Raw genomic sequence first — 26345 nt, 5'->3', positions numbered from 1 at the left:
AAAGGAAGACGTTGTACTATGAGTTATCGTTTCGCCCTGACTGCCATGGCAGCCGTTTTAGCCCTCACGGGATGCACAAAATCGAAAACTGCCGACCAGGCACCGGCTTTCGATTTCGGCTCCTCGCGGGTGACTGTGACGCATATCCCGACTAAAACTGACGATGGCACTGCAATTTACGTGACTATTGATAGCAAGGATGCCGGTACGCTGGGGACGAGTGAGAGTCTCGAGGTTCAACTGCCAGAGGGTAAACATAAAGTCGGCGGCTATGCCCGGACGTTGATTGGTCGTGTGACCATCGCGCCTGTCGAAGTGTCGACATCGAGCGATGTTATCAGCCATGTGACCTATTCTGTGGCGAACGGCAAGCCGACATTTATCGTCCGCGCTTCATCCCCAGTTCCGAAACCGAAGTCAGAATCGATTCCGGCAGAACCCATTCCGATGATACCGAAGCAAATTGAAGAGCCTGAGCCTTCGGCCACCGAGCAGACTCAGACTCAAGCACCTGCCGTGCCAGTCACAACGCCGGAAACACAGGAACCGCCGAAAGTCACCGAGTTGACGCCAACCATTCAGGCGCCGACTGAATCGCAAACATCGACACCGCAGGGCGTGAGCATTACTAATCTGACGGATACCCCGCAGGCGTAACTATGCGCGGGGTTCAGGACCTGTTTCAAATATAAAAAAACGCGCCATTTGGCGCGTTTTTACTTTCCAGAAACGAACTTATTTATTTCAAATCGGATTTGAAATCACGCTGTTCGTAGCCAGTATACAACTGACGCGGACGGGCAATTTTAATGCCGTCGTCGTGCATTTCATTCCAGTGAGCAATCCAACCAACAGTACGCGCCATCGCGAAGATAACGGTAAACATGGAAGAAGGGATCCCCATTGCTTTCAGAATGATACCTGAGTAGAAGTCCACGTTCGGGTAGAGTTTCTTCTCAATGAAGTACGGGTCGTTAAGCGCGATATGCTCAAGTTCCATCGCCACTTCAAGCAGGTTGTTATCTTTCAGATTCAGTTCTTTCAGAACTTCATGGCAGGTTTCACGCATTACTGTGGCGCGCGGGTCGTAATTTTTGTACACGCGGTGGCCAAAGCCCATCAGGCGGAAAGAGTCATTCTTGTCTTTAGCACGACGAACGAATTCAGGAATGTGTTCAACGCTGCTGATTTCTTCAAGCATCTTCAGTGCAGCTTCGTTAGCACCACCGTGCGCAGGTCCCCACAGGGATGCGATACCCGCTGCGATACACGCGAATGGGTTCGCGCCGCTTGAGCCGGCAGTACGAACGGTTGATGTGGAAGCATTTTGCTCGTGGTCCGCGTGCAGGATCAGAATGCGGTCCATTGCGCGTTCCAGAATTGGGTTAACTTCGTATTTCTCACACGGAGTGGAGAACATCATGTTCAGGAAGTTACCGGCGTAGGACAGGTCATTGCGTGGGTAAACGAACGGCTGACCAATAGAATATTTGTAACACATGGCTGCCATGGTCGGCATTTTGGACAGCAGACGGAACGCTGCAATCTCGCGGTGACGTGGGTTATTCACGTCCATGGAGTCATGATAAAACGCAGCCAGCGCACCTGTTACACCGCACATTACGGCCATTGGGTGGGAGTCACGACGGAAACCGTGGAACAAACGGGTGATTTGTTCGTGGATCATGGTGTGACGGGTCACGGTGGTTTTAAATTCTTCGTATTGTTCCTGGGTCGGCTTTTCGCCGTTCAGCAGGATATAGCAAACTTCAAGATAGTTAGAGTGGGTTGCCAGTTGATCAATCGGGAAACCACGGTGCAACAGAATGCCTTCATCACCGTCGATAAAGGTGATTTTTGATTCGCAAGATGCGGTGGAGGTAAAACCCGGGTCAAAAGTAAATACACCTTTAGAACCAAGACTGCGGATATCAATTACATCTTGCCCGAGTGTGCCTTTTAACACATCCAGTTGCAGAGCATCATCACCGTTGTAGGTGAGGGTTGCTTTTTTATCAGACATTTACGGTCTCCTTAGCGCCTTATTTCATCAGACTGCCGGATGCCCGACTTGCTTTCAAACCGACCGCGACTCTTACCAGTTTTTTATTTGGCTCTCAGCTCTGTTTTGGTATCAGTGTAACGCAGGGTACAGAGCGATGGGCGCTTGCAGGTAACACGAGTCACGCAGGCGAAAAATCAGCAAATCAAAGCGGTAGCAATCCACATTATTCAAATTCATGTACCACTAATAACTGTCCTGATTGATGGGGTCAATACCGACACACTGTTACATAACTTATTCTCAGGTGAAAGGCTGACCCTATAACTTTTACGAACTATACGGCTTTTCTGGCTCTGTTTGTAACAAGAATGTTTAAGTTTTGTCAAATCAGATGATTAAAATTTAAAATAATGTTGTTATCGTGATCCTGCTCACTGTTCAGACCAAAAGCCCTTCAAACTATATGTAGGTTAATTGTAATGAATTTGTGAAGCGCCTATACTGCCGCCAGGTCTCCGGAATACCCTGCCACCGGGCGCCACCCAGCGTTGTAGCCAGCTTTTTGGCATCTGGATGTAGCTGTTTTTGCATGACGCACAGTTATAGAAAGTTCACGCTGTCTGACCCCGCCTGCAGGCCCGGAGGAAGGAAACTATAAGAACAGCATGTGGGCGCTATTCATGATAAAAAATGCGAAAAAACAAAGACCTGTAAACCTCGATCTCACAACGATGAGGTTCCCTGTCACTGCAATCGCTTCCATCCTCCATCGTGTATCCGGCGTGATCACCTTTGTGGCTGTAGGCATCCTACTTTGGTTATTGGGCCAGTCACTCTCATCTCCAGAAGGCTTCCTTGTTGCGTCAGCAATAATGAGTAGCTTCTTTGTTAAATTCATTATGTGGGGCATCCTCACAGCACTGGCTTATCACGTGGTTGTGGGCATTCGCCACATCATGATGGACACCGGTTTGCTGGAAGAAACCCTGATAGCGGGCAAACGATCCGCGATGATTTCATTTGTTATTACTGTCGTGCTTTCACTTCTCGCAGGAGTCCTCGTATGGTAAGCAATGCCTCCGCATTAGGTCGCAATGGTGTGCATGACTATATATTGGTTCGTGCCTCCGCCATCGTAATCACCCTGTACATCATTTATATGATCGGGTTCTTCGCTGTAACCGGCGATTTAACCTACGAGGTCTGGAGTGGTTTCTTCGGCTCCGCCTTCACCAAAGTGTTCACCCTGCTGACATTGTTCTCAATTTTGATCCATGCCTGGATTGGCATGTGGCAGGTGTTGACCGACTACGTTAAACCAGTGGCGATTCGTCTTGGGCTGCAACTCGTGATTGTTGTGGCACTGCTGGTTTACGTCATTTATGGATTCGTTGTGGTGTGGGGTGTGTAATGAGTTTACCAGTCAGAGAATTTGATGCAGTTGTGATCGGTGCTGGTGGTGCAGGTATGCGCGCCGCACTGCAAATTTCACAAGGCGGCCAGACCTGCGCCTTGTTATCAAAAGTTTTCCCAACCCGTTCCCATACCGTGTCTGCGCAGGGTGGCATTACCGTAGCACTGGGTAATACTCACGAAGACAACTGGGAATGGCATATGTATGACACGGTAAAAGGTTCCGACTATATCGGTGACCAGGACGCCATTGAATATATGTGCAAAACCGGCCCGGAAGCGATTCTGGAACTGGAGCACATGGGGCTGCCGTTCTCCCGTCTTGATGATGGCACTATTTATCAGCGTCCGTTTGGCGGCCAGTCGAAAAACTTCGGCGGCGAGCAAGCGGCACGTACTGCGGCAGCGGCTGACCGTACCGGTCACGCATTGCTGCACACGCTTTATCAGCAAAACCTGAAAAACAAAACCACGATCTTCTCCGAATGGTATGCGCTGGATCTGGTGAAAAATGCCGATGGCGCAGTGGTGGGGACGACCGCGCTGTGTATCGAAACGGGCGAAGTGGTTTACTTCAAAGCGAAAGCAACCATTCTGGCAACCGGCGGTGCAGGCCGTATTTACCAGTCCACCACTAACGCCCACATTAATACCGGCGACGGTGTTGGTATGGCGCTGCGTGCGGGTGTTCCGGTGCAGGATATGGAAATGTGGCAGTTCCACCCAACCGGTATCGCCGGGGCAGGGGTTCTGGTCACAGAAGGTTGTCGTGGTGAAGGCGGTTATCTGCTGAACAAACATGGCGAGCGTTTCATGGAGCGTTATGCGCCAAACGCTAAAGACCTTGCTGGACGCGATGTTGTTGCTCGCTCCATCATGATTGAAATCCGCGAAGGTCGCGGTTGTGACGGCCCATGGGGCCCACACGCTAAACTGAAACTCGACCACCTGGGCAAAGAAGTTCTCGAATCCCGCCTGCCGGGCATCCTTGAGCTGTCTCGTACCTTTGCGCACGTCGACCCAATTAAAGAGCCTATTCCGGTTATCCCAACTTGCCACTATATGATGGGCGGTATTCCGACCAAAGTGACCGGCCAGGCGCTGACCGTGAATGCGCAGGGCGAAGACGTTCTGATTCCTGGTCTGTTTGCCGTCGGCGAAATCGCCTGCGTATCCGTTCACGGTGCCAACCGTCTGGGCGGTAACTCACTGCTCGACCTGGTAGTGTTTGGTCGTGCTGCGGGCATGCATCTGCTGGAGTCTATCGCCGAGCAAGGCGAACTGCGTGATGCGACCGAAGACGAAATTAATGCCGCGCTGGAACGCCTGAACCGCTGGAACGGCAACCGTAACGGCGAAGACCCGGTACTAATCCGTAAAGCGCTTCAGGAATGTATGCAGCACAACTTCTCGGTATTCCGTGAAGGTGACGCCATGGCTAAAGGCCTTGAGCAACTGAAACAAATCCGCGAACGCCTGAAAAATGCCCGTCTGGATGATACTTCAAGCGAGTTCAACACCCAGCGTGTTGAGTGCCTGGAGCTTGATAACCTGATGGAAACCGCTTTTGCTACCGCTGTTTCCGCTAACTTCCGCACCGAAAGCCGTGGCGCACATAGCCGCTTCGACTATCCGGACCGTGACGATGCAAACTGGTTGTGCCACAGCCTGTATCTGCCTGAGTCGGAAAGCATGACGCGCCGTGAGGTGAACATGCAGCCGAAACTGCGTCCGGCATTCCCGCCGAAAGTGCGTACTTATTAATAGCGGAGCAAAGTGATGAAACTCGAATTCTCTATTTATCGCTACAACCCGGATGTTGACGATGCTCCGCGTATGCAGGAGTACACCCTGGAAGGGGAAGAAGGGCGCGACATGATGTTGCTTGACGCGCTGATGCAACTGAAAGAAAAAGACCCAACGCTATCGTTCCGTCGCTCGTGCCGTGAAGGGGTTTGTGGCTCCGATGGCGTGAACATGAACGGTAAGAATGGCCTGGCTTGTATCACGCCAGTCTCCGCGTTGGGTAACGGAAAGCAGAAGATTGTCATCCGTCCACTGCCTGGATTACCGGTTGTGCGCGATCTGGTTGTAGACATGGGGCAATTCTATGCTCAATATGAGAAGATTAAACCTTACCTGTTGAATAATGGGCAAAATCCACCGGCTCGTGAGCATTTGCAATCACCTGAGCAGCGTGAGAAGTTGGATGGTTTGTACGAGTGTATTCTGTGTGCGTGCTGCTCGACATCCTGCCCATCGTTCTGGTGGAACCCGGACAAATTCATTGGTCCGGCAGGTTTACTGGCTGCATACCGCTTCTTGATTGACAGCCGTGATACTGAAACCGCAAGTCGTCTTGACGGAATCAGTGATGCTTTCAGCGTATTCCGCTGCCATAGCATTATGAATTGCGTCAGTGTTTGTCCTAAGGGATTGAACCCGACGAAAGCCATCGGCCACATTAAGTCGATGCTGTTGCAAAAGAGTGCCTGATAGTTCCCTCTCCTGGGGGAGAGGGTTAGGGTGAGGGCGACCGATGCTGGACACAACCCTCACCCCGACCCTCTCCCTGAGGGAGAGGGGAATAAATGCAGGAAACCTTTAAAAACTGCCCTATTGCGACAGTTTTTAAAGGTTCCTTCTCGAGCCGCCTGGAAAGGAAAAAGGCTCGTAGTTGTGAACCCCGGTAATGTGTACCACATGTGTACGCAATAGTTATTCACGGCGAAATAAGCATATAAATGCTTAAGGGATCACGATGCAGAACGGCGAAATGAAAGCCTGGCTGGATTCCTCTTACCTGGCAGGTGCAAACCAGTCCTGGATAGAGCAGCTCTATGAAGACTTCTTAACCGATCCTGACTCTGTTGATGCGCACTGGCGCTCAATGTTCCAGCAATTACCTGGAACCGGGGCCAGACCGGATCAATTCCATTCCAAAACACGTGATTATTTCCGTCGTCTGGCGAAGGATGCCTCACGTTATTCCACCGCAATTACCGACCCTGACACCGACGTTAAGCAAGTCAAAGTGTTGCAGCTGATCAACGCATGGCGTTTCCGTGGTCATCAGGCAGCAAACCTTGACCCACTTGGCCTGTGGAAACAGGATGCGGTTCCCGATCTTGACCCTGCATTCCACAATCTGACTGAAGCCGATCTCCAGGAAACCTTCAATGTGGGTTCTTTTGCCAGCGGCAAAGAAACCATGAAGCTTGCTGATCTGATTGATGCGCTGAAGCAGACGTATGGCGGTTCAATCGGTGCGGAATATATGCACATCACCAATACCGAAGAAAAACGCTGGATCCAGCAGCGTATCGAATCGGTCGTTGGGCATTCAACGTTTACTGTTGAAGAGAAAAAACGTTTCCTGCGTGAGCTGACCGCAGCCGAAGGCCTTGAGCGTTACCTGGGTGCGAAATTCCCGGGCGCAAAACGCTTCTCGCTGGAAGGCGGTGACGCACTGGTGCCAATGCTCAAAGAGATGATCCGCCATGCGGGTAAGAGCGGCACACGTGAAGTGGTTCTGGGCATGGCGCACCGTGGCCGCCTGAACGTACTGATCAACGTATTAGGTAAGAAACCGCAGGAACTGTTCGACGAGTTCGCCGGTAAGCATAAAGAACACCTCGGCACCGGTGATGTGAAGTACCACATGGGCTTCTCATCTGACGTTGAAACCGAAGGCGGCCTGGTTCACCTGGCGCTGGCGTTTAACCCTTCGCACCTTGAAATCGTCAGCCCGGTGGTTATCGGTTCTGTGCGTGCGCGCCTGGACCGTCTGGAAAAACCAGGCATTAACCAGGTTCTGCCAATCACCATTCATGGTGACGCAGCGGTTGCCGGGCAGGGCGTGGTTCAGGAAACCCTGAACATGTCCAAAGCGCGTGGTTACGAAGTGGGCGGTACGGTTCGCATCGTTATCAACAACCAGATTGGTTTCACCACATCCAACCCACTGGATGCGCGTTCTACACCGTACTGTACCGATATCGGTAAGATGGTGATGGCGCCGATTTTCCACGTGAATGCGGATGACCCGGAAGCGGTTGCGTTTGTAACCCGCCTGGCACTGGATTTCCGTAACACCTTTAAACGCGACGTGTTTATCGATCTGGTTTGCTACCGTCGCCATGGTCATAACGAAGCTGATGAGCCAAGTGCAACGCAGCCTGTGATGTACCAGAAAATCAAGAAGCACCCGACGCCGCGTAAGATCTATGCAGACCGCATGGAACAGCAAAAGCTGGCAACGCTTGAAGATGCCACCGAAATGGTGAATCTCTACCGTGATGCGCTGGATGCTGGCGAGTGTGTGGTTGAAGAATATCGCCCAATGAACATGCATTCCTTTACCTGGTCGCCATACCTCAACCACGAGTGGGATGAGAGCTATCCGAACAAGGTAGAAATGAAGCGTTTGCAGGAGCTGGCTAAGCGTATTAGCAGCGCACCTGAAACCGTAGAAATGCAGTCACGGGTGGCGAAAATCTATAGCGACCGTACTGAAATGGCGAACGGCGCGAAGAAATTCGACTGGGGTGCTGCTGAAAACCTGGCGTACGCAACACTGGTAGATGAAGGCGTTTCAGTGCGTCTGTCCGGTGAAGATGTGGGCCGTGGCACCTTCTTCCACCGCCACGCTGTGATTCACAACCAGACAAATGGTTCGACTTACACGCCGCTGCAACACGTTCACAACAGCCAGGGCGAGTTCAAAGTATGGGACTCCGTGCTGTCTGAAGAAGCGGTACTGGCATTCGAATACGGTTATGCGACGGCTGAACCGCGCACATTGACCATCTGGGAAGCTCAGTTCGGCGATTTTGCCAACGGCGCTCAGGTTGTTATCGACCAGTTCATCAGTTCTGGCGAGCAGAAATGGGGTCGTATGTGTGGCCTGGTCATGTTATTGCCACATGGTTACGAAGGCCAGGGCCCGGAGCACTCCTCTGCGCGTCTGGAACGTTATCTCCAGTTGTGTGCCGAGCAGAACATGCAGGTTTGCGTGCCTTCTACTCCGGCTCAGGTTTACCACATGCTGCGTCGCCAGGCACTGCGCGGTATGCGCCGTCCGCTGGTGGTGATGTCACCTAAATCCTTACTGCGCCACCCACTGGCAGTTTCCACTATGGATGAACTGGCTAACGGCACCTTCCTGCCTGCAATTGGCGAAGTTGACGAGCTGGATCCAGCTGGCGTGAAACGCGTGGTAATGTGTTCTGGTAAGGTTTATTACGATTTGCTGGAACAGCGTCGTAAGAACGACCAAAAAGATGTCGCGATTGTGCGCATCGAACAACTTTACCCATTCCCGCATCAGGCGATGCAGGAAGCATTAAAACCATTTGCCCACGTACATGATTTTGTCTGGTGCCAGGAAGAGCCGCTTAACCAGGGCGCATGGTATTGCAGTCAGCACCATTTCCGTGAAGTAGTTCCATTTGGATCAGGTCTGCGTTATGCAGGTCGTCCGGCCTCCGCATCACCTGCGGTAGGGTACTTGTCCGTTCACCAGAAACAGCAGCAAGATCTGGTTAATGACGCGCTGAACGTCGATTAATTAAAGGATAAAAAATGAGTAGCGTAGATATTCTAGTTCCTGACCTGCCTGAGTCCGTTGCCGATGCGACCGTTGCCACCTGGCATAAAAAACCGGGTGACACTGTGACCCGTGACGAAGTGCTGGTGGAAATCGAAACTGACAAAGTGGTACTGGAAGTACCGGCGTCTGCAGATGGTGTTCTGGATGCTGTACTGGAAGATGAAGGTACGACTGTCACTTCTCGTCAAATTTTGGGCCGCCTGCGTGAAGGCAACAGCGCGGGTAAAGAGACTTCTGCGAAATCAGAAAGCAAAGAGTCAACACCAGCGCAGCGCCAGCAGGCTTCTTTGGAAGAGCAGAGCAATGACGCACTCAGCCCGGCTATTCGCCGCCTGATTGCAGAACATTCTCTGGATGCTAACGCCATTAAAGGCAGCGGCGTTGGTGGTCGAATCACCCGTGAAGATGTTGATAAACATCTGACTCAGGCGAAAGCGGCGCAACCTGCTCAAGCTAAAGCGGCAGAAGAAACTAAAGCGCCGGTTGCACCTATTGCTGGCCGTAGCGAAAAACGCGTTCCAATGACTCGCCTGCGCAAACGTGTTGCAGAGCGCCTGCTGGAAGCGAAAAACTCCACCGCCATGCTTACTACGTTTAACGAAGTAAACATGAAGCCAATCATGGATCTGCGTAAGCAGTACGGTGATTCTTTCGAAAAACGCCACGGTGTACGTCTGGGCTTCATGTCCTTCTACATCAAAGCGGTGGTTGAAGCGCTGAAACGCTATCCAGAAGTGAACGCTTCTATCGATGGCGAAGACGTGGTTTACCACAACTACTTCGACGTGAGCATCGCGGTTTCTACTCCACGTGGCCTGGTAACGCCAGTACTGCGTGATGTTGACACCCTGGGTATGGCTGACATCGAAAAACGCATCAAAGAACTGGCAGTGAAAGGCCGTGACGGCAAACTGACAGTTGAAGACCTGACTGGCGGTAACTTCACCATCACCAACGGTGGTGTGTTTGGTTCCCTGATGTCAACGCCGATCATCAACCCGCCGCAGAGCGCGATCCTCGGCATGCACGCTATCAAAGATCGTCCTATGGCGGTTGACGGTAAAGTTGAGATCCTGCCAATGATGTATCTGGCGCTGTCTTACGATCACCGTTTGATCGATGGCCGTGAGTCAGTGGGTTATCTGGTAGCAATCAAAGAATTGCTCGAAGACCCGACTCGTCTGCTGCTGGACGTTTAGTTTTAAAGCATCACCTGCACTGTAGGCCGAAAGCTGCGCACCATCTGGCATGAATAGCGCACCGGCCTACAGGTTTATAACGATTACCCTGAAGGATGGATAGAACTCATGAACTTACACGAGTATCAGGCGAAACAGTTGTTTGCTCGATATGGCCTGCCGGCTCCAGTCGGTTACGCCTGTAATACACCGCGTGAAGCGGAAGAAGCGGCATCAAAAATTGGTGCAGGTCCGTGGGTGGTAAAATGTCAGGTTCATGCTGGTGGCCGCGGTAAAGCGGGCGGCGTGAAAGTGGTTAACAGCAAAGAAGACATCCGTGCTTTTGCTGAACACTGGCTGGGCAAACGCCTGGTCACCTATCAGACAGACGCAAATGGCCAACCGGTTCACCAGATTCTGGTTGAAGCTGCGACTGACATTGATAAAGAACTGTATCTTGGCGCGGTGGTTGATCGTAGCTCCCGTCGCGTTGTGTTTATGGCGTCTACCGAAGGTGGCGTTGAAATTGAGAAAGTTGCGGAAGAAACCCCGCATCTGATCCACAAAGTTGCACTGGATCCGCTGGCAGGCCCAATGCCTTACCAGGGCCGTGAACTGGCATTCAAACTGGGTCTGGAAGGTAAACAGGTTCAGCAGTTCACCAAGATCTTCATGGGTCTGGCGAAGATCTTCCTTGATCGCGATCTGGCGCTTATCGAAATCAACCCGCTGGTGATCACTAAGCAGGGCGACCTGGTGTGCCTTGATGGCAAACTGGGTGCTGACGGCAACGCACTGTTCCGTCAACCAGAGTTGCGCGAAATGCGTGACCCAAGCCAGGAAGATGCGCGTGAATCTCAGGCTGCACAGTGGGAACTGAACTACGTTGCCCTTGATGGCAATATCGGTTGCATGGTTAACGGTGCGGGCCTGGCAATGGGCACCATGGACATCGTTAAACTGCACGGCGGCGAACCAGCGAACTTCCTGGACGTTGGCGGCGGCGCAACCAAAGAACGCGTAACAGAAGCATTCAAAATCATTCTGTCTGACGACAAAGTGAAAGCGGTTCTGGTGAACATCTTCGGCGGTATCGTGCGTTGCGACCTGATCGCAGACGGTATCATCGGTGCGGTTGCCGAAGTGGGTGTTAACGTTCCAGTGGTTGTACGTCTGGAAGGTAACAACGCTGAACTGGGTGCGAAGAAACTGGCAGATAGTGGCCTGAATATTATTGCAGCGAAAAGTCTGACGGACGCAGCGCAGCAGGTTGTTGCTGCAGTGGAGGGGAAATAATGTCCATTTTGATCGATAAAAATACCAAGGTTATTTGCCAGGGTTTCACCGGCAGCCAGGGGACTTTCCACTCCGAGCAGGCGATTGCATACGGTACACAAATGGTTGGCGGTGTGACGCCAGGCAAAGGCGGCACTGAGCACCTCGGCCTGCCAGTATTTAACACTGTGCGTGAAGCCGTAGAAGCAACCGGTGCGACTGCATCTGTTATCTACGTTCCGGCCCCGTTCTGCAAAGACTCCATTCTGGAAGCTATCGATGCAGGCATTAAACTGATTATCACCATCACCGAAGGCATCCCGACCCTGGATATGCTGACTGTGAAAGTGAAACTGGACGAAGCTGGCGTGCGCATGATTGGGCCAAACTGCCCAGGCGTTATCACCCCGGGCGAGTGCAAAATCGGTATCATGCCAGGCCACATTCACCTGCCAGGCAAAGTGGGTATCGTTTCCCGCTCTGGTACGCTGACCTATGAAGCGGTTAAACAGACCACTGATATCGGTTTGGGCCAGTCTACTTGCGTAGGTATCGGCGGTGACCCAATCCCGGGTTCTAACTTCATCGATATTCTGAAGATGTTCCAGGAAGATCCGAAAACTGAAGCTATCGTGATGATCGGTGAGATCGGCGGCAGTGCTGAAGAAGAAGCCGCAGCTTACATCAAAGAGCATGTCACCAAGCCAGTAGTGGGTTACATCGCAGGTGTGACTGCGCCGAAAGGCAAACGTATGGGTCACGCAGGTGCAATCATTGCCGGTGGTAAAGGTACCGCGGATGAGAAATTCGCAGCACTGGAAGCCGCAGGCGTGAAAACCGTGCGCAGCCTGGCAGACATCGGTGATGCATTGAAAGCTATTTTACCTCAGTAAGCCGCGAGATAAGAGTAAGTTCCCTAAGCATATGTGAAGGGGATGAATGTTCGACATGGTTGGCCGCCCGTTTGGGTGGCCTTTTTTTTATCTGGTGTTTACCGGGCGCTTCTGACGGCATTACATGGCACATTTAGCCTGCTTACGAAGCCTTCGGCCAGATGTATGCTCAGTCGCCTTAAAAAGGCCCAGGATGGTGACGAGCTGAAAACGGTATCTACCATCCGGCAGAACAGCAATACGGTGAGGGGGTAGACGGCTGTTCAGGGTCTGACTGGAGATAGCCGTGGATAAAAATCCACTTCAACAACAATCAGAAAGGGCAGGGGAGTTGGTTGAATAGCGCCTTTGTCTGTCGGGCATGACCCACTCGAAGAAACGCCGTTCAAGATGAATTGACAGGCGTGATAGAGCTTAAGAAGTCATGCACTTGCATGGCCATTTTGTTTTTTTAAATAACTCGCACAGTGACTAAGCACATCAAAAGCAATGATTTGTTAATTTCATTGTTGTTAAAAGTGAATTAATTGTTAATTACATCAAGGGGAAGGATCAGAAACAATAAAATACCGCATGGTGATTAAAACAAAGCGGTACTGATAGCTGGATTTTTATTTTTTAACCCCGCTTCAAATAAATAACTTTTAATTATAGATATCATTCTTGCATTAACGTTATTGTCATTTGCAAAACATATGATTAACAATCGGTTCACCATTAATTGTAATGAGAAACTAAATTAACAAACGGTGAATTAATTGCGCTGGATCAATATCTAAAGCTGGCAAGTAGTAGGCAATGCAGCGTAAATTGTTGCAGATCAAACTGGCTGTGAAGCGACATTTTCGCTATAAATTGATCACTGTCGAGAAACGTAAATAACACTAAGCAATTACCTGTTTATTGTAGGGAAATTGCAGGGTAATATATTTGCGGATTATTTTTGGTTTTTATTAACGTGTTTGTAACCTTTCATCTTTTTTCGTTACATGTAAATAACCGACGAAAAGGTGGAGTTTGGAAGCGAATGTTTTTGTATTAGGGCATGCGTTGTGGTTTTCCATACGGCGAACCACGGTCGGAGTCTTTATGCGAAGAGCAAGGAGTCAAGATGTTTGATATTGTCGAACTGTCGCGCTTACAGTTTGCCTTGACCGCGATGTACCACTTTCTGTTTGTGCCACTGACGCTGGGTATGGCGTTTTTGTTGGCCATTATGGAAACCGTGTACGTTCTGTCAGGTAAGCAAATTTATAAAGATATGACCAAGTTCTGGGGCAAGTTGTTTGGTATCAACTTTGCTTTGGGCGTGGCAACTGGTTTAACCATGGAATTCCAGTTCGGCACAAACTGGTCTTACTATTCACACTACGTGGGTGATATTTTTGGTGCTCCTCTGGCCATCGAAGGCCTGATGGCATTCTTCCTTGAATCCACCTTTGTAGGTCTGTTCTTCTTCGGTTGGGATCGCCTGGGTAAAGTTCAACACATGGCGGTAACCTGGCTGGTGGCTCTTGGCTCCAACCTTTCTGCTCTGTGGATTCTGGTGGCGAACGGCTGGATGCAGAACCCGATTGCTTCCGACTTCAACTTCGAAACCATGCGTATGGAGATGGTGAGCTTCTCTGAACTGGTACTGAACCCCGTTGCACAGGTGAAATTCGTTCACACCGTGGCTTCTGGCTACGTATGTGGTGCGATGTTCATCCTCGGTGTTAGCTCCTACTACCTGCTTAAAGGCCGTGACGTCGCATTTGCGAAGCGCTCTTTTGCAATCGCTGCAAGCTTCGGTATGGCGGCTATCCTGTCTGTCATCGTGCTGGGTGATGAATCCGGTTACGAAATGGGTGACGTACAGAAAACCAAACTGGCTGCTATTGAAGCTGAGTGGGAGACACAACCTGCTCCTGCTGCCTTTACCCTGTTTGGTATTCCTGACCAGGATAAACAAGAAAATAGCTATGCGATTCAAATCCCATATGCGCTTGGCATCATCGCCACCCGCTCTGTGGATAAGCAAGTTATTGGTCTGAAAGACCTGATGGTGCAACACGAAGAACGTATTCGTAACGGCATGAAGGCTTATAGCCTGCTGGAACAGTTACGTGCTGGTTCAAAAGACCAGGCAGTTCGCGATAACTTTGAGTCCGTCAAGAAAGACTTGGGTTATGGCCTGCTGCTGAAGCGCTATACCCCGAACGTTGCTGATGCGACGGAAGAGCAGATTCAGAAAGCAACCAAAGACTCAATCCCACGCGTTGCTCCGCTGTACTTTGCATTCCGTATCATGGTGGGCTGTGGCTTCCTGATGCTGTTCATCATCGCCGCTTCGTTCTGGACCGTGACGCGTAATGCCATCGGCTCGAAAAAATGGCTGTTGCGTGCGGCGCTCTATGGTATCCCGCTGCCGTGGATTGCGATTGAATCCGGTTGGTTTGTTGCCGAATACGGTCGTCAGCCATGGGCCGTTGGTGAGGTATTGCCAACTGCGGTTGCCAACTCCTCGCTGACTGTGGGTGATCTGATCTTCTCCATGGTACTGATTTGCGGCCTTTACACGCTGTTTATGGTGGCGGAACTGTTCCTGATGTTCAAATTTGCTCGCCTTGGGCCGAGCAGTCTGAAAACAGGTCGCTATCACTTTGAGCAGTCCAATGTGGCTTCTCAGCCGGCACGCTAAGACAGGAGTCGTCAAATGATCGATTATGAAGTATTGCGTTTTATCTGGTGGCTGCTGGTTGGCATTTTGCTGATTGGTTTTGCGGTCACCGACGGCTTTGACATGGGTGTGGGCATGTTGTCTCGCATCATTGGCAAATCTGACGTTGAACGCCGCATTATGGTGAACTCCATCGCCCCGCACTGGGACGGTAACCAGGTATGGCTTATCACTGCTGGTGGTGCGTTGTTTGCTGCCTGGCCGATGGTTTATGCTGCGGCGTTCTCCGGCTTCTATGTGGCGATGATTCTGGTGCTGGCTTCATTGTTCTTCCGTCCGGTAGGTTTTGACTACCGCTCGAAGATTGAAGACATGCGCTGGCGCAACATGTGGGACTGGGGCATCTTCATCGGGAGCTTTGTGCCACCGTTGGTTATCGGTGTGGCATTCGGCAACCTGCTGCAGGGCGTACCGTTCCATGTTGATGAATATCTGCGTCTGTACTACACCGGCAACTTCTTCCAGCTGCTGAACCCGTTTGGGCTGTTGGCTGGTGTCGTGAGCGTATCCATGATCCTTGCTCAGGGTGCCACTTACTTGCAAATGCGTACTGTGGGTGAACTGCATCTGCGCGCCAAAGCGGCGGCGCAAATCTCGGCGCTGGTGATGATGGTGTGCTTCGCACTGGCCGGTGTCTGGGTGATTTACGGCATTGATGGTTACGTTGTGACTTCAGAGCTGAACCACCATGCAGCATCGAATCCGTTGACTAAAGAAGTCGCTCGTCAGGCCGGTGCCTGGATGGTGAACTTCAATAATATGCCGATTCTGTGGCTCATCCCTGCGTTAGGTGTGGTTCTGCCACTGCTGACTGTGCTGATGTCGCGTCTTGAAAAAGGTGCAATGGCATTCGTGTTCTCTTCACTGACTCTGGCTTGTGTCATTCTGACTGCTGGTGTGGCGATGTTCCCGTTCGTGATGCCTTCCAGCACCATGCTGAACGCTAGCCTGACCATGTGGGATGCAACATCCAGCCAGCTGACGCTGAATGTGATGACCTTTGTTGCTGCGGTGTTCGTGCCGATCGTTCTCATCTACACCATCTGGTGTTACTGGAAAATGTTCGGTCGAATCACTAAAGAACATATCGAAAGCAACACCCACTCTCTGTACTAAGTAAGGAGCTGATTATGTGGTACTTTGCATGGATTCTGGGGACGCTTCTTGCCTGTGCTTTCGGCATCATTACCGCCCTGGCACTTGAGCACGTAGAAGCTGCTAAAGCTGGTAAAGAAGAACATTGATGGAAGGAATTATCGCAAAGCTGTATGCGGTAATGGATAAGAGCCCGTTAAGGGCTCTTTCCTTGATCATGGCACTCATACTGGCCGGGTGTATGTTTTGGGACCCGACCCGCTTCGCAGCGAAAACCAGTGACCTGGCAATCTGGCACGGTTTTCTGCTGATGTGGGCAGTGTGTACAGGTGTGATTCATGGCGTGGGCTTTCGCCCTCGTAAAGTGTTGTGGCAGGGCGTTTTTAGCCCGTTACCCGCGCAATTAGTTCTGCTGGCAGGACTGGCTATTTTCTTCTTCTGATGCTTCTTTAACCTCAGCGCATTTCACATAAAATTTATGGGCTTTAACAAGCCCATAAATATTTACCTAACGTTTAATGCTACCCATTCCCAACCCCCATCCTCTTGCGTATAGTAGCAACGTTTAATTGCATTACCGGGATGTAAAGTGAGTACAACGCTGTTTCGATGGCCGGTTCGTGTCTATTACGAAGACACTGACGCCGGTGGTGTGGTATACCACGCCAGTTATGTTGCTTTCTATGAAAGAGCACGCACTGAAATGTTGCGCCATCACCATTTTAGCCAGCAAGATTTGTTGGCAGAGCGCGTCGCCTTTGTTGTCCGCAGAATGACAGTGGATTATCTGGCGCCAGCCCGACTCGACGATTTACTCGAAATCCAAAGTGAAATTACATCGATGCGTGGTACCTCTATGGTATTTACACAGCGAATCGTCAATGCCGATAACCAGGTACTCAACGAAGCTGAGGTCCTGATCGTCTGTGTTGATCCACACCTAATGAAGCCTCGTGCGCTTCCCAAGTCTATTGTCGCGGAGTTCAAGCAGTGACTGACATGAATATCCTTGATTTGTTCCTGAAGGCAAGCCTTCTGGTCAAATTTATCATGTTGATTTTGATTGGTTTTTCCATTGCATCATGGGCAATCATTATTCAGCGAACGCGAATCCTCAATGCTGCTACTCGTGAAGCAGAAGCATTTGAAGATAAGTTCTGGTCGGGCATTGAATTGTCCCGTCTCTATCAAGAAAGCCAGGGCCGCCGTGACAATCTTGCTGGCTCTGAACAAATTTTCTATTCAGGCTTTAAAGAGTTTGCCCGACTGCATCGTGCTAACACACACGCACCTGAAGCAGTTGTTGAAGGGGCTTCTCGAGCCATGCGTATTTCCATGAGCCGTGAGCTGGAAACGCTTGAAACGCACATTCCTTTCCTCGGGACCGTGGGTTCCATCAGTCCATATATTGGTCTGTTTGGTACGGTCTGGGGGATCATGCACGCCTTTATCGCACTAGGTGCGGTGAAACAAGCGACATTGCAGATGGTTGCGCCAGGTATCGCAGAAGCACTGATTGCAACTGCAATCGGCCTGTTCGCTGCAATCCCTGCGGTTATGGCGTATAACCGCCTGAACCAACGTGTGAACAAACTGGAATTGAATTACGACAACTTCATGGAAGAGTTCACGGCTATCCTGCACCGTCAGGCTTTTACCAGCAGCGATAAGCAGTAAGGGGTAAGTCATGGCCAGACGTGGACGTGGGCGTGGTCGTCGGGAATTAAAGTCCGAAATTAATATCGTACCTCTGCTGGATGTACTGTTGGTGTTGTTGCTTATTTTTATGGCAACCGCTCCAATCATTACTCAGAGCGTTGAGGTTGATTTGCCAGATGCGACAGATTCGCAGACGGTGAGCAGTAACGATGAACCGCCGGTCATTATTGAAGTGTCCGGGGTAGGGCAGTACAGCGTGGTGGTAGAGAAAGATCGTATGGACCAGTTGCCGTCTGAACAGGTTGTTGCGGAAGCACAACGTCGTTTGCAGGCCAATCCGAAAACGGTCTTTTTGATCGGTGGTGCTAAAGATGTTCCTTATGAGGAAATCATCAAAGCACTTAACATGCTGCATAGTGCAGGTGTGAAATCCGTCGGTCTGATGACGCAGCCAATCTGATCCATCTCGCGATATTTGGGAACCGATAGTGTCAAAGGCAACCATAGAAAACGATAAGCTCAAGCGCGCGATAATCGTCTCAGTGATCCTGCATATCATTTTGATTGCAGTCCTGATTTGGAGTTCGTTTGACGAGCACATCGACGCCAGTGCTGGCGGCGGTGGGGGTTCGGCTATTGACGCGGTCATGGTCGACCCTGGTGCAGTTGTTCAACAGTACAATCGCCAGCAGCAACAGCAGTCGAGCAGCAAACGTGCGGCGGAGCAACGCGAGAAACAAGCGCAACAACAGGCTGAAGAACTTCAGGAAAAACAGGCTGCTGAACAACAGCGTCTGAAAGCACTGGAGAAAGAACGCCTGGAAGCGCAGGAACAAGCGAAGCAACAAGCAGACCAGCAGAAACAAGCGCAAGAAGCAGCTAAAGAAGCGCAAGAGCAACAAAAGCAAGCTGAAGCGGCCGCGGCGAAAGCCAAAGCAGATGCTAAAACGCAAGCGGATGCTCAGGCAAAATCTCAGGCTGACGCTCAGGCGAAGGCTGCGGATGAAGCGGCGAAGAAAGCTGCTGCGGATGCACAAAAGAAAGCGACTGAAGAAGCGGCTAAAAAAGCCGCTGACGCAGAGAAAAAAGCGGCTGCTGAGGCCGCTGCTGCTGCCAAGAAAGCTCAGCAAGATGCGGAGAGGAAAGCCGCAGATACTGCAGCCAAGAAAGCTGCGGCTGAAGCTGCCAAAAAGGCTGCTGATGCTGAGAAAAAAGCAGCTGCTGAAGCTGCTGCGGCAGAAAAAGCGGCTTCTGAAAAAGCGGCTGCCGATAAGGCTGCTGCTGCAAAAGCTGCCGGAGAGAAGAAAGCCGCAGCAGATGCTAAGAAAAAGGCTGCTGCTGATAAAGCTGCTGCCGATAAGGCCGCCGCTGCAGGCGTTGACGATCTCTTTGGCGACCTGAGCTCAGGTAAGAATGCACCGAAAACGGGTGCTGGGGCGAAAGGTAATAGCGCAGCTGCTGCCGGAAAAGGGAATACTAAAAATAATGGCGCTTCTGGTGCCGAGATCAATGGTTACGCAGGACAGATAAAAGCAGCAATCGAAAGTAAGTTTTACCAGGATCCTGCTTTTAGCGGTAAGACCTGTACATTGCGCATAAAACTGGCTCCTGATGGCCTATTACTTGATATCAAATCAGAAGGTGGCGATCCGGCACTTTGTCAGGCAGCCATTGCGGCGGCACGACTGGCGAAGATTCCGAAACCGCCTAGCCAGGACGTTTATGAAGTTTTCAAAAACGCACCTATCGACTTTAAGCCATAGTAAAATTTTCCTCGCGAAAGTGGGGAAAACTAACCAGGCTGTGTCACAGAGTTTTGGTAGTTTTGTGTATTTGAGTTTGTTAACATTCTGCTAAATTATCGTGGGCTGTGGGTCCAGATAAGGGAGATATGATGAAGCAGGCATTTCGAGTTGCATTAAGTTTTTTAATGCTGTGGGCAGCAGTACTGCACGCAGAAGTTCGTATTGAGATCACCCAAGGGGTGGACTCAGCACGTCCAATTGGTGTGGCGCCGTTCAAATGGGCTGGCCCAGGTGCGGCACCGGAAGATATTGGTGGCATCGTTGCTGCTGACTTACGTAACAGTGGCAAATTCAATCCATTGGATCGCTCACGTTTACCGCAGCAACCTGGCTCCGCTCAGGAAGTGCAACCGGCCGCGTGGACTGCTCTGGGTATTGATGCTGTTGTGGTAGGCCAGGTCACACCAAACGGTGACGGCAGCTATACCGTGGCTTACCAGTTGGTTGATACCTCTGGCGCACCGGGTACTGTGCTGGCACAGAACTCCTACAAAGTGAACAAACAGTGGCTTCGTTATGCCGGTCATACCGCCAGCGACGAAGTGTTTGAGAAGCTGACAGGTATTAAAGGTGCGTTCCGTACGCGTATTGCTTACGTTGTGCAGACCAATGGCGGTCAGTTCCCGTATGAACTGCGCGTATCCGATTACGATGGCTACAACCAGTTTGTGGTTCACCGTTCTCCGCAGCCATTGATGTCACCAGCCTGGTCACCAGACGGTAGCAAACTGGCTTACGTAACGTTTGAAAGCGGTCGTTCAGCGCTGGTTATCCAGACTCTGGCGAATGGCGCGGTGCAGCAGGTGGCTTCTTTCCCACGTCATAACGGCGCGCCAACCTTCTCTCCAGACGGCAGCAAACTGGCATTCGCATTGTCGAAAACCGGTAGCTTGAACCTGTATGTGATGGATATTGGCTCAGGCCAGATTCGTCAGGTCACTGATGGACGTAGCAACAACACCGAACCAACCTGGTTCCCGGATAGCCAGAACCTGGCTTACACCTCCGACCAGGCTGGTCGTCCACAGATTTATAAAGTGAATGTTAACGGCGGCGCTCCACAACGTATCTCCTGGGAAGGTTCTCAGAACCAGGATTCCGATGTGAGTTCTGACGGCAAGTTTATGGTAATGGTGAGCTCCAATGGTGGGCAGCAACACATTGCCAAACAAGATCTGGTAGCGGGTGGCGTACAAACTTTATCGTCAACGTTCCTGGATGAAACGCCAAGTCTGGCACCTAACGGCACGATGGTAATCTACAGCTCTTCTCAGGGGATGGGATCTGTGCTGAATCTGGTCTCAACAGATGGGCGTTTCAAAGCGCGTCTTCCGGCAACCGATGGTCAGGTTAAATTCCCTGCCTGGTCGCCGTATCTGTGATAATAAAATATAAAGGATCAAAGAAATGCAACTGAACAAAGTGCTGAAAGGGCTGATGCTGGCACTGCCTGTTATGGCAATCGCTGCGTGTAGTTCTAACAAGAGCGCCAACAACGAGAGCGGCGAAGGTATGCTGGGCGCCGGCACTGGTATGGACGCTAACGGTAGCAATGGTAACGTGTCATCTGAAGAACAGGCTCGCCTGCAGATGCAACAGCTGCAACAGAACAACATCGTATACTTCGGTCTGGACAAGTATGATGTTTCTTCTGATTTCGCTGCAATGCTGGACGCGCACGCTAACTTCCTGCGTAGCAACCCATCTTACAAAGTGACTGTTGAAGGTCATGCGGACGAACGTGGTACCCCGGAATACAACATCTCCCTGGGTGAGCGTCGTGCTAGCGCTGTTAAGATGTACCTGCAAGGTAAAGGCGTTTCTGCAGATCAGATCTCCATCGTTTCTTACGGTAAAGAAAAACCAGCAGTACTGGGTCATGACGAAGCGGCTTACGCTAAAAACCGTCGTGCCGTACTGGTTTACTAAGAGAATTGCATGAACAGTAACCTCAGACATCACTTGTTGAGTCTGTCGTTACTGGTTGGCATAGCGGCCCCCTGGGCCGCTACTGCTCAGGCGCCAATCAGTAGTGTCGGCTCAGGCTCGGTCGAAGACCGTGTCACTCAACTCGAGCGTATTTCTAACGCTCATAGTCAACTTTTAACCCAACTCCAACAACAACTCTCTGATAATCAAAATGATATTGATTCCCTGCGTGGTCAAATTCAGGAAAGCCAATACCAATTGAATCAGGTTGTTGAGCGTCAGAAGCAGATTCTCTTGCAGATAGACAGCCTTGGTAGTGGTGCAGCAGCAGGCCAGGCGGCAGGCAGTACCGATCAGGGTGCCGCTGCAGCGGCAACACCTGATGCCGGTGCGGCAGCTCAGACACCTGCAGCAGCAGCCCCTGCGCAGGGTGGTGATGCTAACAGCGACTACAATGCGGCTATTGCCATGGTGCAGGATAAGTCCCGTCAGGACGAAGCCATTGCTGCATTTCAGAGTTTTGTTAAGAAGTACCCAGATTCAACTTACCAACCAAATGCAAATTATTGGTTGGGTCAGTTGAATTACAACAAAGGGAAAAAGGATGATGCGGCGTTTTATTTTGCCTCCGTGGTGAAAAATTACCCGAAATCACCTAAGGCACCGGACGCAATGTTTAAAGTCGGTGTGATCATGCAAGACAAAGGCGATACCGCCAAAGCGAAAGCTGTCTATCAACAAGTGATCAAACAGTTCCCAAATACCGATGGTGCACAGCAGGCGCAAAAACGTCTGAATGCAATGTAATGAGTGCGGCCTGACCAGATATCGCTGCTTTTCTGGTCAAGCCGAACAAAACACAAGCCATTAGGTGATCTTGATCGAAATTCTTGTTGCGTCAAAATCTTAAATCAGTAATATATGCCGCCGTTGCCAAGGGATATCAAACAAACCGAAAGTGACACGAAATTGGGGCGTTAGCTCAGTTGGTAGAGCAGTTGACTTTTAATCAATTGGTCGCAGGTTCGAATCCTGCACGCCCCACCAATTTCGATGTAGTACGAAGTCAGTGAATCGTGAAGGGTTTGAACCTGCAGCAGGTTCGAGTTGAGCGAAAGCGAAACAGCGTTGCGTAGCAACGACCCGGAGGGTGAGGCCAAAGGCCGAGTCATCCTGCACGCCCCACCAATTTCGATGTAGTAAGTATTTGAAGAAGCAGTAAACCGCATTGCGGGGCGTTAGCTCAGTTGGTAGAGCAGTTGACTTTTAATCAATTGGTCGCAGGTTCGAATCCTGCACGCCCCACCAAATTAGTTGTAGTGAGTATTTGAATAAGTAGTAAACCGCATTGCGGGGCGTTAGCTCAGTTGGTAGAGCAGTTGACTTTTAATCAATTGGTCGCAGGTTCGAATCCTGCACGCCCCACCAATTTTTAAGTAGTGCGAAGTAAGTGAGTCGTGAAGGGTTTGAACCTGCAGCAGGTTCGAGTTGAGCGAAAGCGAAACAGCGTTGCATAGCAACAACCCGAAGGGTGAGGCCAAAGGCCGAATCATCCTGCACGCCCCACCAATTTTTAAAGCAGTACCGAAGTTTGGGTGATTAGCTCAGTTGGTAGAGCACCTCCTTTACACGGAGGGGGTCGGCGGTTCGAGCCCGTCATCACCCACCATTCGGGGCGTTAGCTCAGTTGGTAGAGCAGTTGACTTTTAATCAATTGGTCGCAGGTTCGAATCCTGCACGCCCCACCAATGTAAAAAGGCGCCCTAAAGGCGCCTTTTTGCTATCTGCAATTCTTCCGAGTTGAAATTAAATTCCCCACGACAATACAGTCATAATTCGCTATCTTGTTTAGCATACAAAACAACCTTAGCCATTTCTGGTCAGTCTTCATCAGAATAGTGCTAATTTGGTTAAGTCAGGCAAACGAGAAAGCACTATGAGCGTAATGTTCGATCCAGAAACAGCGATTTACCCTTTCCCACCTAAACCACAGCCTTTGAGCGCGGATGAAAAGCAATTTTACCGTGAGAAAATCAAGCGTCTGCTGAAAGAGCGGAATGCTGTGATGGTGGCACATTACTACACCGACCCTGAAATCCAGGCTCTGGCCGAAGAAACGGGCGGTTGTATCTCTGATTCCCTTGAGATGGCCCGCTTCGGAGCTAACCATCCTGCATCAACGCTATTGGTGGCCGGGGTTCGCTTTATGGGCGAAACCGCAAAAATTCTGAGCCCGGAAAAAACCATTCTGATGCCAACACTTAATGCAGAGTGTTCTTTGGATCTCGGTTGTCCAATCGATGCATTTAACGCTTTCTGCGATCAGCACCCTGACCGCACAGTCGTGGTCTATGCTAATACTTCCGCAGCGGTAAAAGCGCGGGCGGATTGGGTTGTGACCTCAAGTATTGCCGTTGAATTAATTGAACATCTCGATAGTCTTGGCGAGAAGATCATCTGGGCGCCGGATCGCCATCTGGGGAGCTATGTACAAAAGCAAACCGGTGCTGATGTGCTGTGCTGGCAGGGCGCATGTATCGTGCATGACGAGTTTAAAACTCAGGCGTTGACGCGCATGAAGGCGCTTTACCCTGATGCCGCGGTACTTGTCCATCCAGAGTCGCCGCAGGCAGTGGTAGATTTGGCTGATGCTGTCGGTTCGACCAGCCAACTGATTGCAGCGGCTCAGACATTGCCTAACAAGCAACTTATCGTGGCCACAGACCGCGGTATCTTTTACAAAATGCAGCAGGCGTGCCCGGATAAAGAGTTGTTTGAAGCACCGACTGCAGGCGAGGGTGCAACCTGTCGCACCTGCGCTCATTGCCCGTGGATGGCGATGAACGGCCTTAAAGCCATCGCTGAGGGATTGGAAGAGGGCGGGGCGGCACATGAGATTCATGTTGATGCTGCGCTGCGTGAAGGCGCGCTGGTGCCTTTAAATCGAATGTTAGATTTTGCGGCTGATTTACGACGCAATATTAAGGGTAACGCGTAGGGAATACATCACAGGAGCGAATATGGATTTTTTTAGCACGCAGAACATTCTGGTCCACATCCCCATCGGGGCGGGCGGGTATGATTTATCATGGATTGAAGCGGTTGGTACCATCGCCGGGTTGTTATGTATCTGGCTTGCGAGTCTGGAAAAGATCAGCAATTACGCATTCGGTTTAATTAACGTCACGCTATTTGCGATCATTTTCTTTCAAATCCAACTGTATGCGAGCCTGTTGCTACAGCTGTTCTTCTTTGCGGCCAATATTTATGGTTGGTATGCCTGGTCGCGGCAGAACAGTGAAAATGGGGCGGCACTTCATATTCGCTGGTTACCCTTGCCTAAAGCGTTGGCTTGGATTTCGGTTTGCGTAGGGGCTATAGGTCTGATGACCGTCTTTATTGACCCGGTCTTCGCATTCCTGACCCGTACGGCGGTCGCTGTTATGCAGGCTCTGGGCCTGAATGTCACGATGCCAGAACTTCAGCCTGATGCATTCCCGTTCTGGGACTCTTGCATGATGGTACTGTCGATTGTGGCGATGATTCTGATGACTCGCAAATACGTCGAAAACTGGCTGTTATGGGTGATCATCAACATTATCAGCGTTGTGGTCTTTGCTTTGCAGGGCGTTTATGCGATGTCACTCGAATATTTGATCCTGACATTTATTGCGCTCAACGGTAGCCGTATGTGGATCAACAGTGCGCGTGAACGTGGCTCACGCGCGTTGTCTTAATCAGTGGTGGTGATGAGCATGATCGTGATGGTCATGCTCATTTAAATCACAATCCAGGCCATGGCAAATCTGGTACTCCATTTGCACTGTGGCATGTTCGATTTGATACTCTTCTTTCAGAAAATGGTGGATGCGCGCAAGCAAGGCATCGTGATCGTGCGGTGGCACCACCTGAGCATGCAGCGTCATTAAAGGTTTCTCACCCACTAACCAGATATGCACATGGTGCACGTTACGCACCTCGGGAATCGTTCTGGTTAACTTGCGTTTCAGCACTGCGATATCAATGCTGTGGGGCGCGCCTTCCAGCAATTCATTGAGGCTTTCTTTAAGTAAATTCCACGCACTGCGTAACACCAGGCAGGAGACCAGGATTGAAAGGATCGGGTCAATCGGTGTCCAGCCCGTCCATAGAATGACCAGCGCAGCAGCGATAGCGCCCACCGAACCTAACAAATCCCCCAGCACGTGCAGTGCAGCAGCACGCACGTTAATGTTCTTTTCTTCATTCCCGCGATGCAAAACCCAGAACGAAAACAGGTTCGCTAACAGTCCGGCGAAGGCAATAATCAGCATCGTCCAACCTTGAATGGGTTGTGGATGATAAAAACGAGTAATCGCTTCCCAGACAATCAGAATCGTTATTACCACCAGAGCAATCGCATTCACAAATGCCGCAAGAGTGGTAAGCCTTAGCCAGCCAAAAGTGTGGCGGGCGTTGGGTGGGCGACGGGCAAATTGTACCGCCAGTAAAGCAACCAACAGAGCAGCTGCGTCAGTCAGCATATGGCCTGCGTCGGCAAGTAGGGCAAGTGAGCCTGAAATCACCCCACCGATAACCTCAGCCACCATAAAGAGAGCCGTAACGGCAAAGGCCCAAAACAGGCGTCTGGAGTTAGAATCACCCGAAGAATGTTGATGTGTATGTGCCATGGTTTCTCTGCATTCGAAAGCGATAATGCGCTAATTATAACCACTAACGCTGATTAACTTGTTGAATAAAACACATAAAAAAGGAGAGCCTAA

General features: G+C 50.7%; 25 protein-coding genes, 5 tRNA genes and 2 other RNA genes. 29 read left to right on the top strand and 3 right to left on the bottom strand.

What is annotated here, in order from left to right:
* Window positions 1-18: 18 nt before the first annotated feature.
* Complete coding sequence (locus M975_RS12500; protein WP_064559873.1) at window positions 19-657, top strand: hypothetical protein; 639 nt, start codon at window positions 19-21, stop codon at window positions 655-657.
* An 82-nt stretch (window positions 658-739) separates the two neighbouring features.
* Here the strand turns inward: M975_RS12500 and M975_RS12495 are convergent, their stop codons facing one another.
* Window positions 740-2023: a citrate synthase gene (locus M975_RS12495; protein ID WP_064559871.1), complete on the bottom strand. Its 1284-nt coding sequence runs from the start codon at window positions 2021-2023 to the stop codon at window positions 740-742.
* Between the two features lie 215 nt (window positions 2024-2238).
* Complete coding sequence (locus tag M975_RS23580) at window positions 2239-2391, bottom strand: hypothetical protein (RefSeq protein ID WP_425339007.1); 153 nt, start codon at window positions 2389-2391, stop codon at window positions 2239-2241.
* Between the two features lie 279 nt (window positions 2392-2670).
* On the opposite strand from M975_RS23580, the gene sdhC reads away from it, so the two are divergent.
* The 28 genes from sdhC (at window position 2671) to pnuC (ending at window position 25319) form a co-directional block, all read left to right on the top strand.
* Window positions 2671-3075: a succinate dehydrogenase cytochrome b556 subunit gene (sdhC, locus tag M975_RS12490; protein ID WP_064512637.1), complete on the top strand. Its 405-nt coding sequence runs from the start codon at window positions 2671-2673 to the stop codon at window positions 3073-3075.
* Window positions 3069-3416, top strand: a complete 348-nt coding sequence (gene sdhD / locus M975_RS12485; protein ID WP_034458774.1) for a succinate dehydrogenase membrane anchor subunit — start codon at window positions 3069-3071, stop codon at window positions 3414-3416. The genes sdhC and sdhD overlap by 7 nt, the downstream gene beginning before the upstream one ends.
* Window positions 3416-5182, top strand: a complete 1767-nt coding sequence (sdhA, locus tag M975_RS12480) for a succinate dehydrogenase flavoprotein subunit (protein WP_064559868.1) — start codon at window positions 3416-3418, stop codon at window positions 5180-5182. Before sdhD ends, sdhA begins: the two co-directional genes overlap by 1 nt.
* A 15-nt stretch (window positions 5183-5197) precedes the next feature.
* On the top strand, window positions 5198-5914 hold the full coding sequence (locus M975_RS12475) for a succinate dehydrogenase iron-sulfur subunit (RefSeq protein ID WP_064559865.1): 717 nt from the start codon (window positions 5198-5200) through the stop codon (window positions 5912-5914).
* A gap of 265 nt (window positions 5915-6179) precedes the next feature.
* Entirely contained in the window at window positions 6180-8987 is a 2808-nt protein-coding gene (sucA, locus tag M975_RS12470; protein ID WP_064559862.1) for a 2-oxoglutarate dehydrogenase E1 component, read from the top strand.
* A gap of 14 nt (window positions 8988-9001) precedes the next feature.
* Complete coding sequence (gene odhB / locus M975_RS12465; protein ID WP_064559859.1) at window positions 9002-10228, top strand: 2-oxoglutarate dehydrogenase complex dihydrolipoyllysine-residue succinyltransferase; 1227 nt, start codon at window positions 9002-9004, stop codon at window positions 10226-10228.
* Between the two features lie 108 nt (window positions 10229-10336).
* A complete protein-coding gene (gene sucC / locus M975_RS12460; protein ID WP_064559856.1) occupies window positions 10337-11503 on the top strand; it encodes an ADP-forming succinate--CoA ligase subunit beta in 1167 nt (388 codons plus the stop codon).
* Window positions 11503-12375: a succinate--CoA ligase subunit alpha gene (gene sucD, locus M975_RS12455; RefSeq protein ID WP_034458762.1), complete on the top strand. Its 873-nt coding sequence runs from the start codon at window positions 11503-11505 to the stop codon at window positions 12373-12375. Before sucC ends, sucD begins: the two co-directional genes overlap by 1 nt.
* A 1111-nt stretch (window positions 12376-13486) precedes the next feature.
* A complete protein-coding gene (gene cydA / locus M975_RS12450) occupies window positions 13487-15055 on the top strand; it encodes a cytochrome ubiquinol oxidase subunit I (RefSeq protein ID WP_034497155.1) in 1569 nt (522 codons plus the stop codon).
* A 15-nt stretch (window positions 15056-15070) separates the two neighbouring features.
* Window positions 15071-16210 (top strand): cytochrome d ubiquinol oxidase subunit II, encoded by a 1140-nt coding sequence (gene cydB, locus M975_RS12445; RefSeq protein ID WP_064559852.1) that lies wholly within the window; start codon window positions 15071-15073, stop codon window positions 16208-16210.
* 14 nt (window positions 16211-16224) lie between these two features.
* Window positions 16225-16338 carry a cytochrome bd-I oxidase subunit CydX gene (gene cydX, locus M975_RS12440; protein ID WP_064544874.1) on the top strand — a complete coding sequence of 38 codons (114 nt, stop codon included), beginning with the start codon at window positions 16225-16227 and terminating at the stop codon, window positions 16336-16338.
* Window positions 16338-16631, top strand: a complete 294-nt coding sequence (ybgE, locus tag M975_RS12435) for a cyd operon protein YbgE (RefSeq protein ID WP_064559849.1) — start codon at window positions 16338-16340, stop codon at window positions 16629-16631. Before cydX ends, ybgE begins: the two co-directional genes overlap by 1 nt.
* 147 nt (window positions 16632-16778) lie before the next feature.
* Window positions 16779-17183 (top strand): tol-pal system-associated acyl-CoA thioesterase, encoded by a 405-nt coding sequence (ybgC, locus tag M975_RS12430; protein ID WP_034458754.1) that lies wholly within the window; start codon window positions 16779-16781, stop codon window positions 17181-17183.
* Entirely contained in the window at window positions 17180-17866 is a 687-nt protein-coding gene (gene tolQ / locus M975_RS12425; RefSeq protein ID WP_072009447.1) for a Tol-Pal system protein TolQ, read from the top strand. The genes ybgC and tolQ overlap by 4 nt, the downstream gene beginning before the upstream one ends.
* A gap of 10 nt (window positions 17867-17876) precedes the next feature.
* The gene (tolR, locus tag M975_RS12420) at window positions 17877-18308 is read left to right on the top strand and encodes a colicin uptake protein TolR (RefSeq protein WP_064559844.1); all 432 of its coding nucleotides are present in this window, start codon (window positions 17877-17879) and stop codon (window positions 18306-18308) included.
* Window positions 18309-18336: 28 nt separating this feature from the next.
* A complete protein-coding gene (gene tolA / locus M975_RS12415) occupies window positions 18337-19611 on the top strand; it encodes a cell envelope integrity protein TolA (RefSeq protein WP_064559841.1) in 1275 nt (424 codons plus the stop codon).
* A gap of 131 nt (window positions 19612-19742) precedes the next feature.
* Complete coding sequence (gene tolB, locus M975_RS12410) at window positions 19743-21035, top strand: Tol-Pal system beta propeller repeat protein TolB (protein ID WP_034497136.1); 1293 nt, start codon at window positions 19743-19745, stop codon at window positions 21033-21035.
* A gap of 25 nt (window positions 21036-21060) precedes the next feature.
* Window positions 21061-21582, top strand: coding sequence for a peptidoglycan-associated lipoprotein Pal (gene pal, locus M975_RS12405; RefSeq protein ID WP_064559836.1), 522 nt, complete (start codon window positions 21061-21063; stop codon window positions 21580-21582).
* A 9-nt stretch (window positions 21583-21591) separates the two neighbouring features.
* Complete coding sequence (cpoB, locus tag M975_RS12400; RefSeq protein WP_064559835.1) at window positions 21592-22389, top strand: cell division protein CpoB; 798 nt, start codon at window positions 21592-21594, stop codon at window positions 22387-22389.
* A 164-nt stretch (window positions 22390-22553) separates the two neighbouring features.
* A tRNA-Lys gene (locus M975_RS12395) sits at window positions 22554-22629 on the top strand.
* A 15-nt stretch (window positions 22630-22644) separates the two neighbouring features.
* Window positions 22645-22770: non-coding RNA, RtT sRNA (locus M975_RS12390), on the top strand.
* A gap of 44 nt (window positions 22771-22814) precedes the next feature.
* Window positions 22815-22890 (top strand) — tRNA-Lys (locus M975_RS12385).
* 44 nt (window positions 22891-22934) lie between these two features.
* A tRNA-Lys gene (locus M975_RS12380) sits at window positions 22935-23010 on the top strand.
* 15 nt (window positions 23011-23025) lie between these two features.
* Window positions 23026-23151, top strand: a non-coding RNA gene (locus tag M975_RS12375) — RtT sRNA.
* 24 nt (window positions 23152-23175) lie between these two features.
* Window positions 23176-23251 (top strand) — tRNA-Val (locus M975_RS12370).
* A 3-nt stretch (window positions 23252-23254) separates the two neighbouring features.
* Window positions 23255-23330, top strand: a tRNA-Lys gene (locus M975_RS12365).
* 188 nt (window positions 23331-23518) lie between these two features.
* The gene (gene nadA / locus M975_RS12360; RefSeq protein ID WP_064559833.1) at window positions 23519-24580 is read left to right on the top strand and encodes a quinolinate synthase NadA; all 1062 of its coding nucleotides are present in this window, start codon (window positions 23519-23521) and stop codon (window positions 24578-24580) included.
* A 22-nt stretch (window positions 24581-24602) separates the two neighbouring features.
* On the top strand, window positions 24603-25319 hold the full coding sequence (pnuC, locus tag M975_RS12355; RefSeq protein ID WP_064559829.1) for a nicotinamide riboside transporter PnuC: 717 nt from the start codon (window positions 24603-24605) through the stop codon (window positions 25317-25319).
* On the opposite strand, the gene zitB is transcribed toward pnuC, so the two are convergent.
* A complete protein-coding gene (gene zitB, locus M975_RS12350; protein ID WP_064559826.1) occupies window positions 25320-26252 on the bottom strand; it encodes a CDF family zinc transporter ZitB in 933 nt (310 codons plus the stop codon).
* Window positions 26253-26345: the final 93 nt, after the last annotated feature.

Source organism: Buttiauxella brennerae ATCC 51605, from assembly GCF_001654925.1.
Taxonomy (GTDB): domain Bacteria; phylum Pseudomonadota; class Gammaproteobacteria; order Enterobacterales; family Enterobacteriaceae; genus Buttiauxella; species Buttiauxella brennerae.
The sequence above is the reverse complement of the archived record's forward strand: the minus strand, read 5'-3'. Positions and strand labels throughout refer to the sequence as shown.

Excerpts from the sequence above, each read along its gene's own strand:
- M975_RS12500 (WP_064559873.1), top strand. The coding sequence starts at position 19 with ATGAGTTATCGTTTCGCCCTGACTGCCATGGCAGCCGTTTTAGCCCTC.
- M975_RS12495 (WP_064559871.1), bottom strand. The coding sequence starts at position 2,023 with ATGTCTGATAAAAAAGCAACCCTCACCTACAACGGTGATGATGCTCTG.
- sdhC (WP_064512637.1), top strand. The coding sequence starts at position 2,671 with ATGTGGGCGCTATTCATGATAAAAAATGCGAAAAAACAAAGACCTGTA.
- sdhD (WP_034458774.1), top strand. The coding sequence starts at position 3,069 with ATGGTAAGCAATGCCTCCGCATTAGGTCGCAATGGTGTGCATGACTAT.
- sdhA (WP_064559868.1), top strand. The coding sequence starts at position 3,416 with ATGAGTTTACCAGTCAGAGAATTTGATGCAGTTGTGATCGGTGCTGGT.
- M975_RS12475 (WP_064559865.1), top strand. The coding sequence starts at position 5,198 with ATGAAACTCGAATTCTCTATTTATCGCTACAACCCGGATGTTGACGAT.
- sucA (WP_064559862.1), top strand. The coding sequence starts at position 6,180 with ATGCAGAACGGCGAAATGAAAGCCTGGCTGGATTCCTCTTACCTGGCA.
- odhB (WP_064559859.1), top strand. The coding sequence starts at position 9,002 with ATGAGTAGCGTAGATATTCTAGTTCCTGACCTGCCTGAGTCCGTTGCC.
- sucC (WP_064559856.1), top strand. The coding sequence starts at position 10,337 with ATGAACTTACACGAGTATCAGGCGAAACAGTTGTTTGCTCGATATGGC.
- sucD (WP_034458762.1), top strand. The coding sequence starts at position 11,503 with ATGTCCATTTTGATCGATAAAAATACCAAGGTTATTTGCCAGGGTTTC.
- cydA (WP_034497155.1), top strand. The coding sequence starts at position 13,487 with ATGTTTGATATTGTCGAACTGTCGCGCTTACAGTTTGCCTTGACCGCG.
- cydB (WP_064559852.1), top strand. The coding sequence starts at position 15,071 with ATGATCGATTATGAAGTATTGCGTTTTATCTGGTGGCTGCTGGTTGGC.
- cydX (WP_064544874.1), top strand. The coding sequence starts at position 16,225 with ATGTGGTACTTTGCATGGATTCTGGGGACGCTTCTTGCCTGTGCTTTC.
- ybgE (WP_064559849.1), top strand. The coding sequence starts at position 16,338 with ATGGAAGGAATTATCGCAAAGCTGTATGCGGTAATGGATAAGAGCCCG.
- tolR (WP_064559844.1), top strand. The coding sequence starts at position 17,877 with ATGGCCAGACGTGGACGTGGGCGTGGTCGTCGGGAATTAAAGTCCGAA.
- tolB (WP_034497136.1), top strand. The coding sequence starts at position 19,743 with ATGAAGCAGGCATTTCGAGTTGCATTAAGTTTTTTAATGCTGTGGGCA.
- pal (WP_064559836.1), top strand. The coding sequence starts at position 21,061 with ATGCAACTGAACAAAGTGCTGAAAGGGCTGATGCTGGCACTGCCTGTT.
- cpoB (WP_064559835.1), top strand. The coding sequence starts at position 21,592 with ATGAACAGTAACCTCAGACATCACTTGTTGAGTCTGTCGTTACTGGTT.
- nadA (WP_064559833.1), top strand. The coding sequence starts at position 23,519 with ATGAGCGTAATGTTCGATCCAGAAACAGCGATTTACCCTTTCCCACCT.
- pnuC (WP_064559829.1), top strand. The coding sequence starts at position 24,603 with ATGGATTTTTTTAGCACGCAGAACATTCTGGTCCACATCCCCATCGGG.
- zitB (WP_064559826.1), bottom strand. The coding sequence starts at position 26,252 with ATGGCACATACACATCAACATTCTTCGGGTGATTCTAACTCCAGACGC.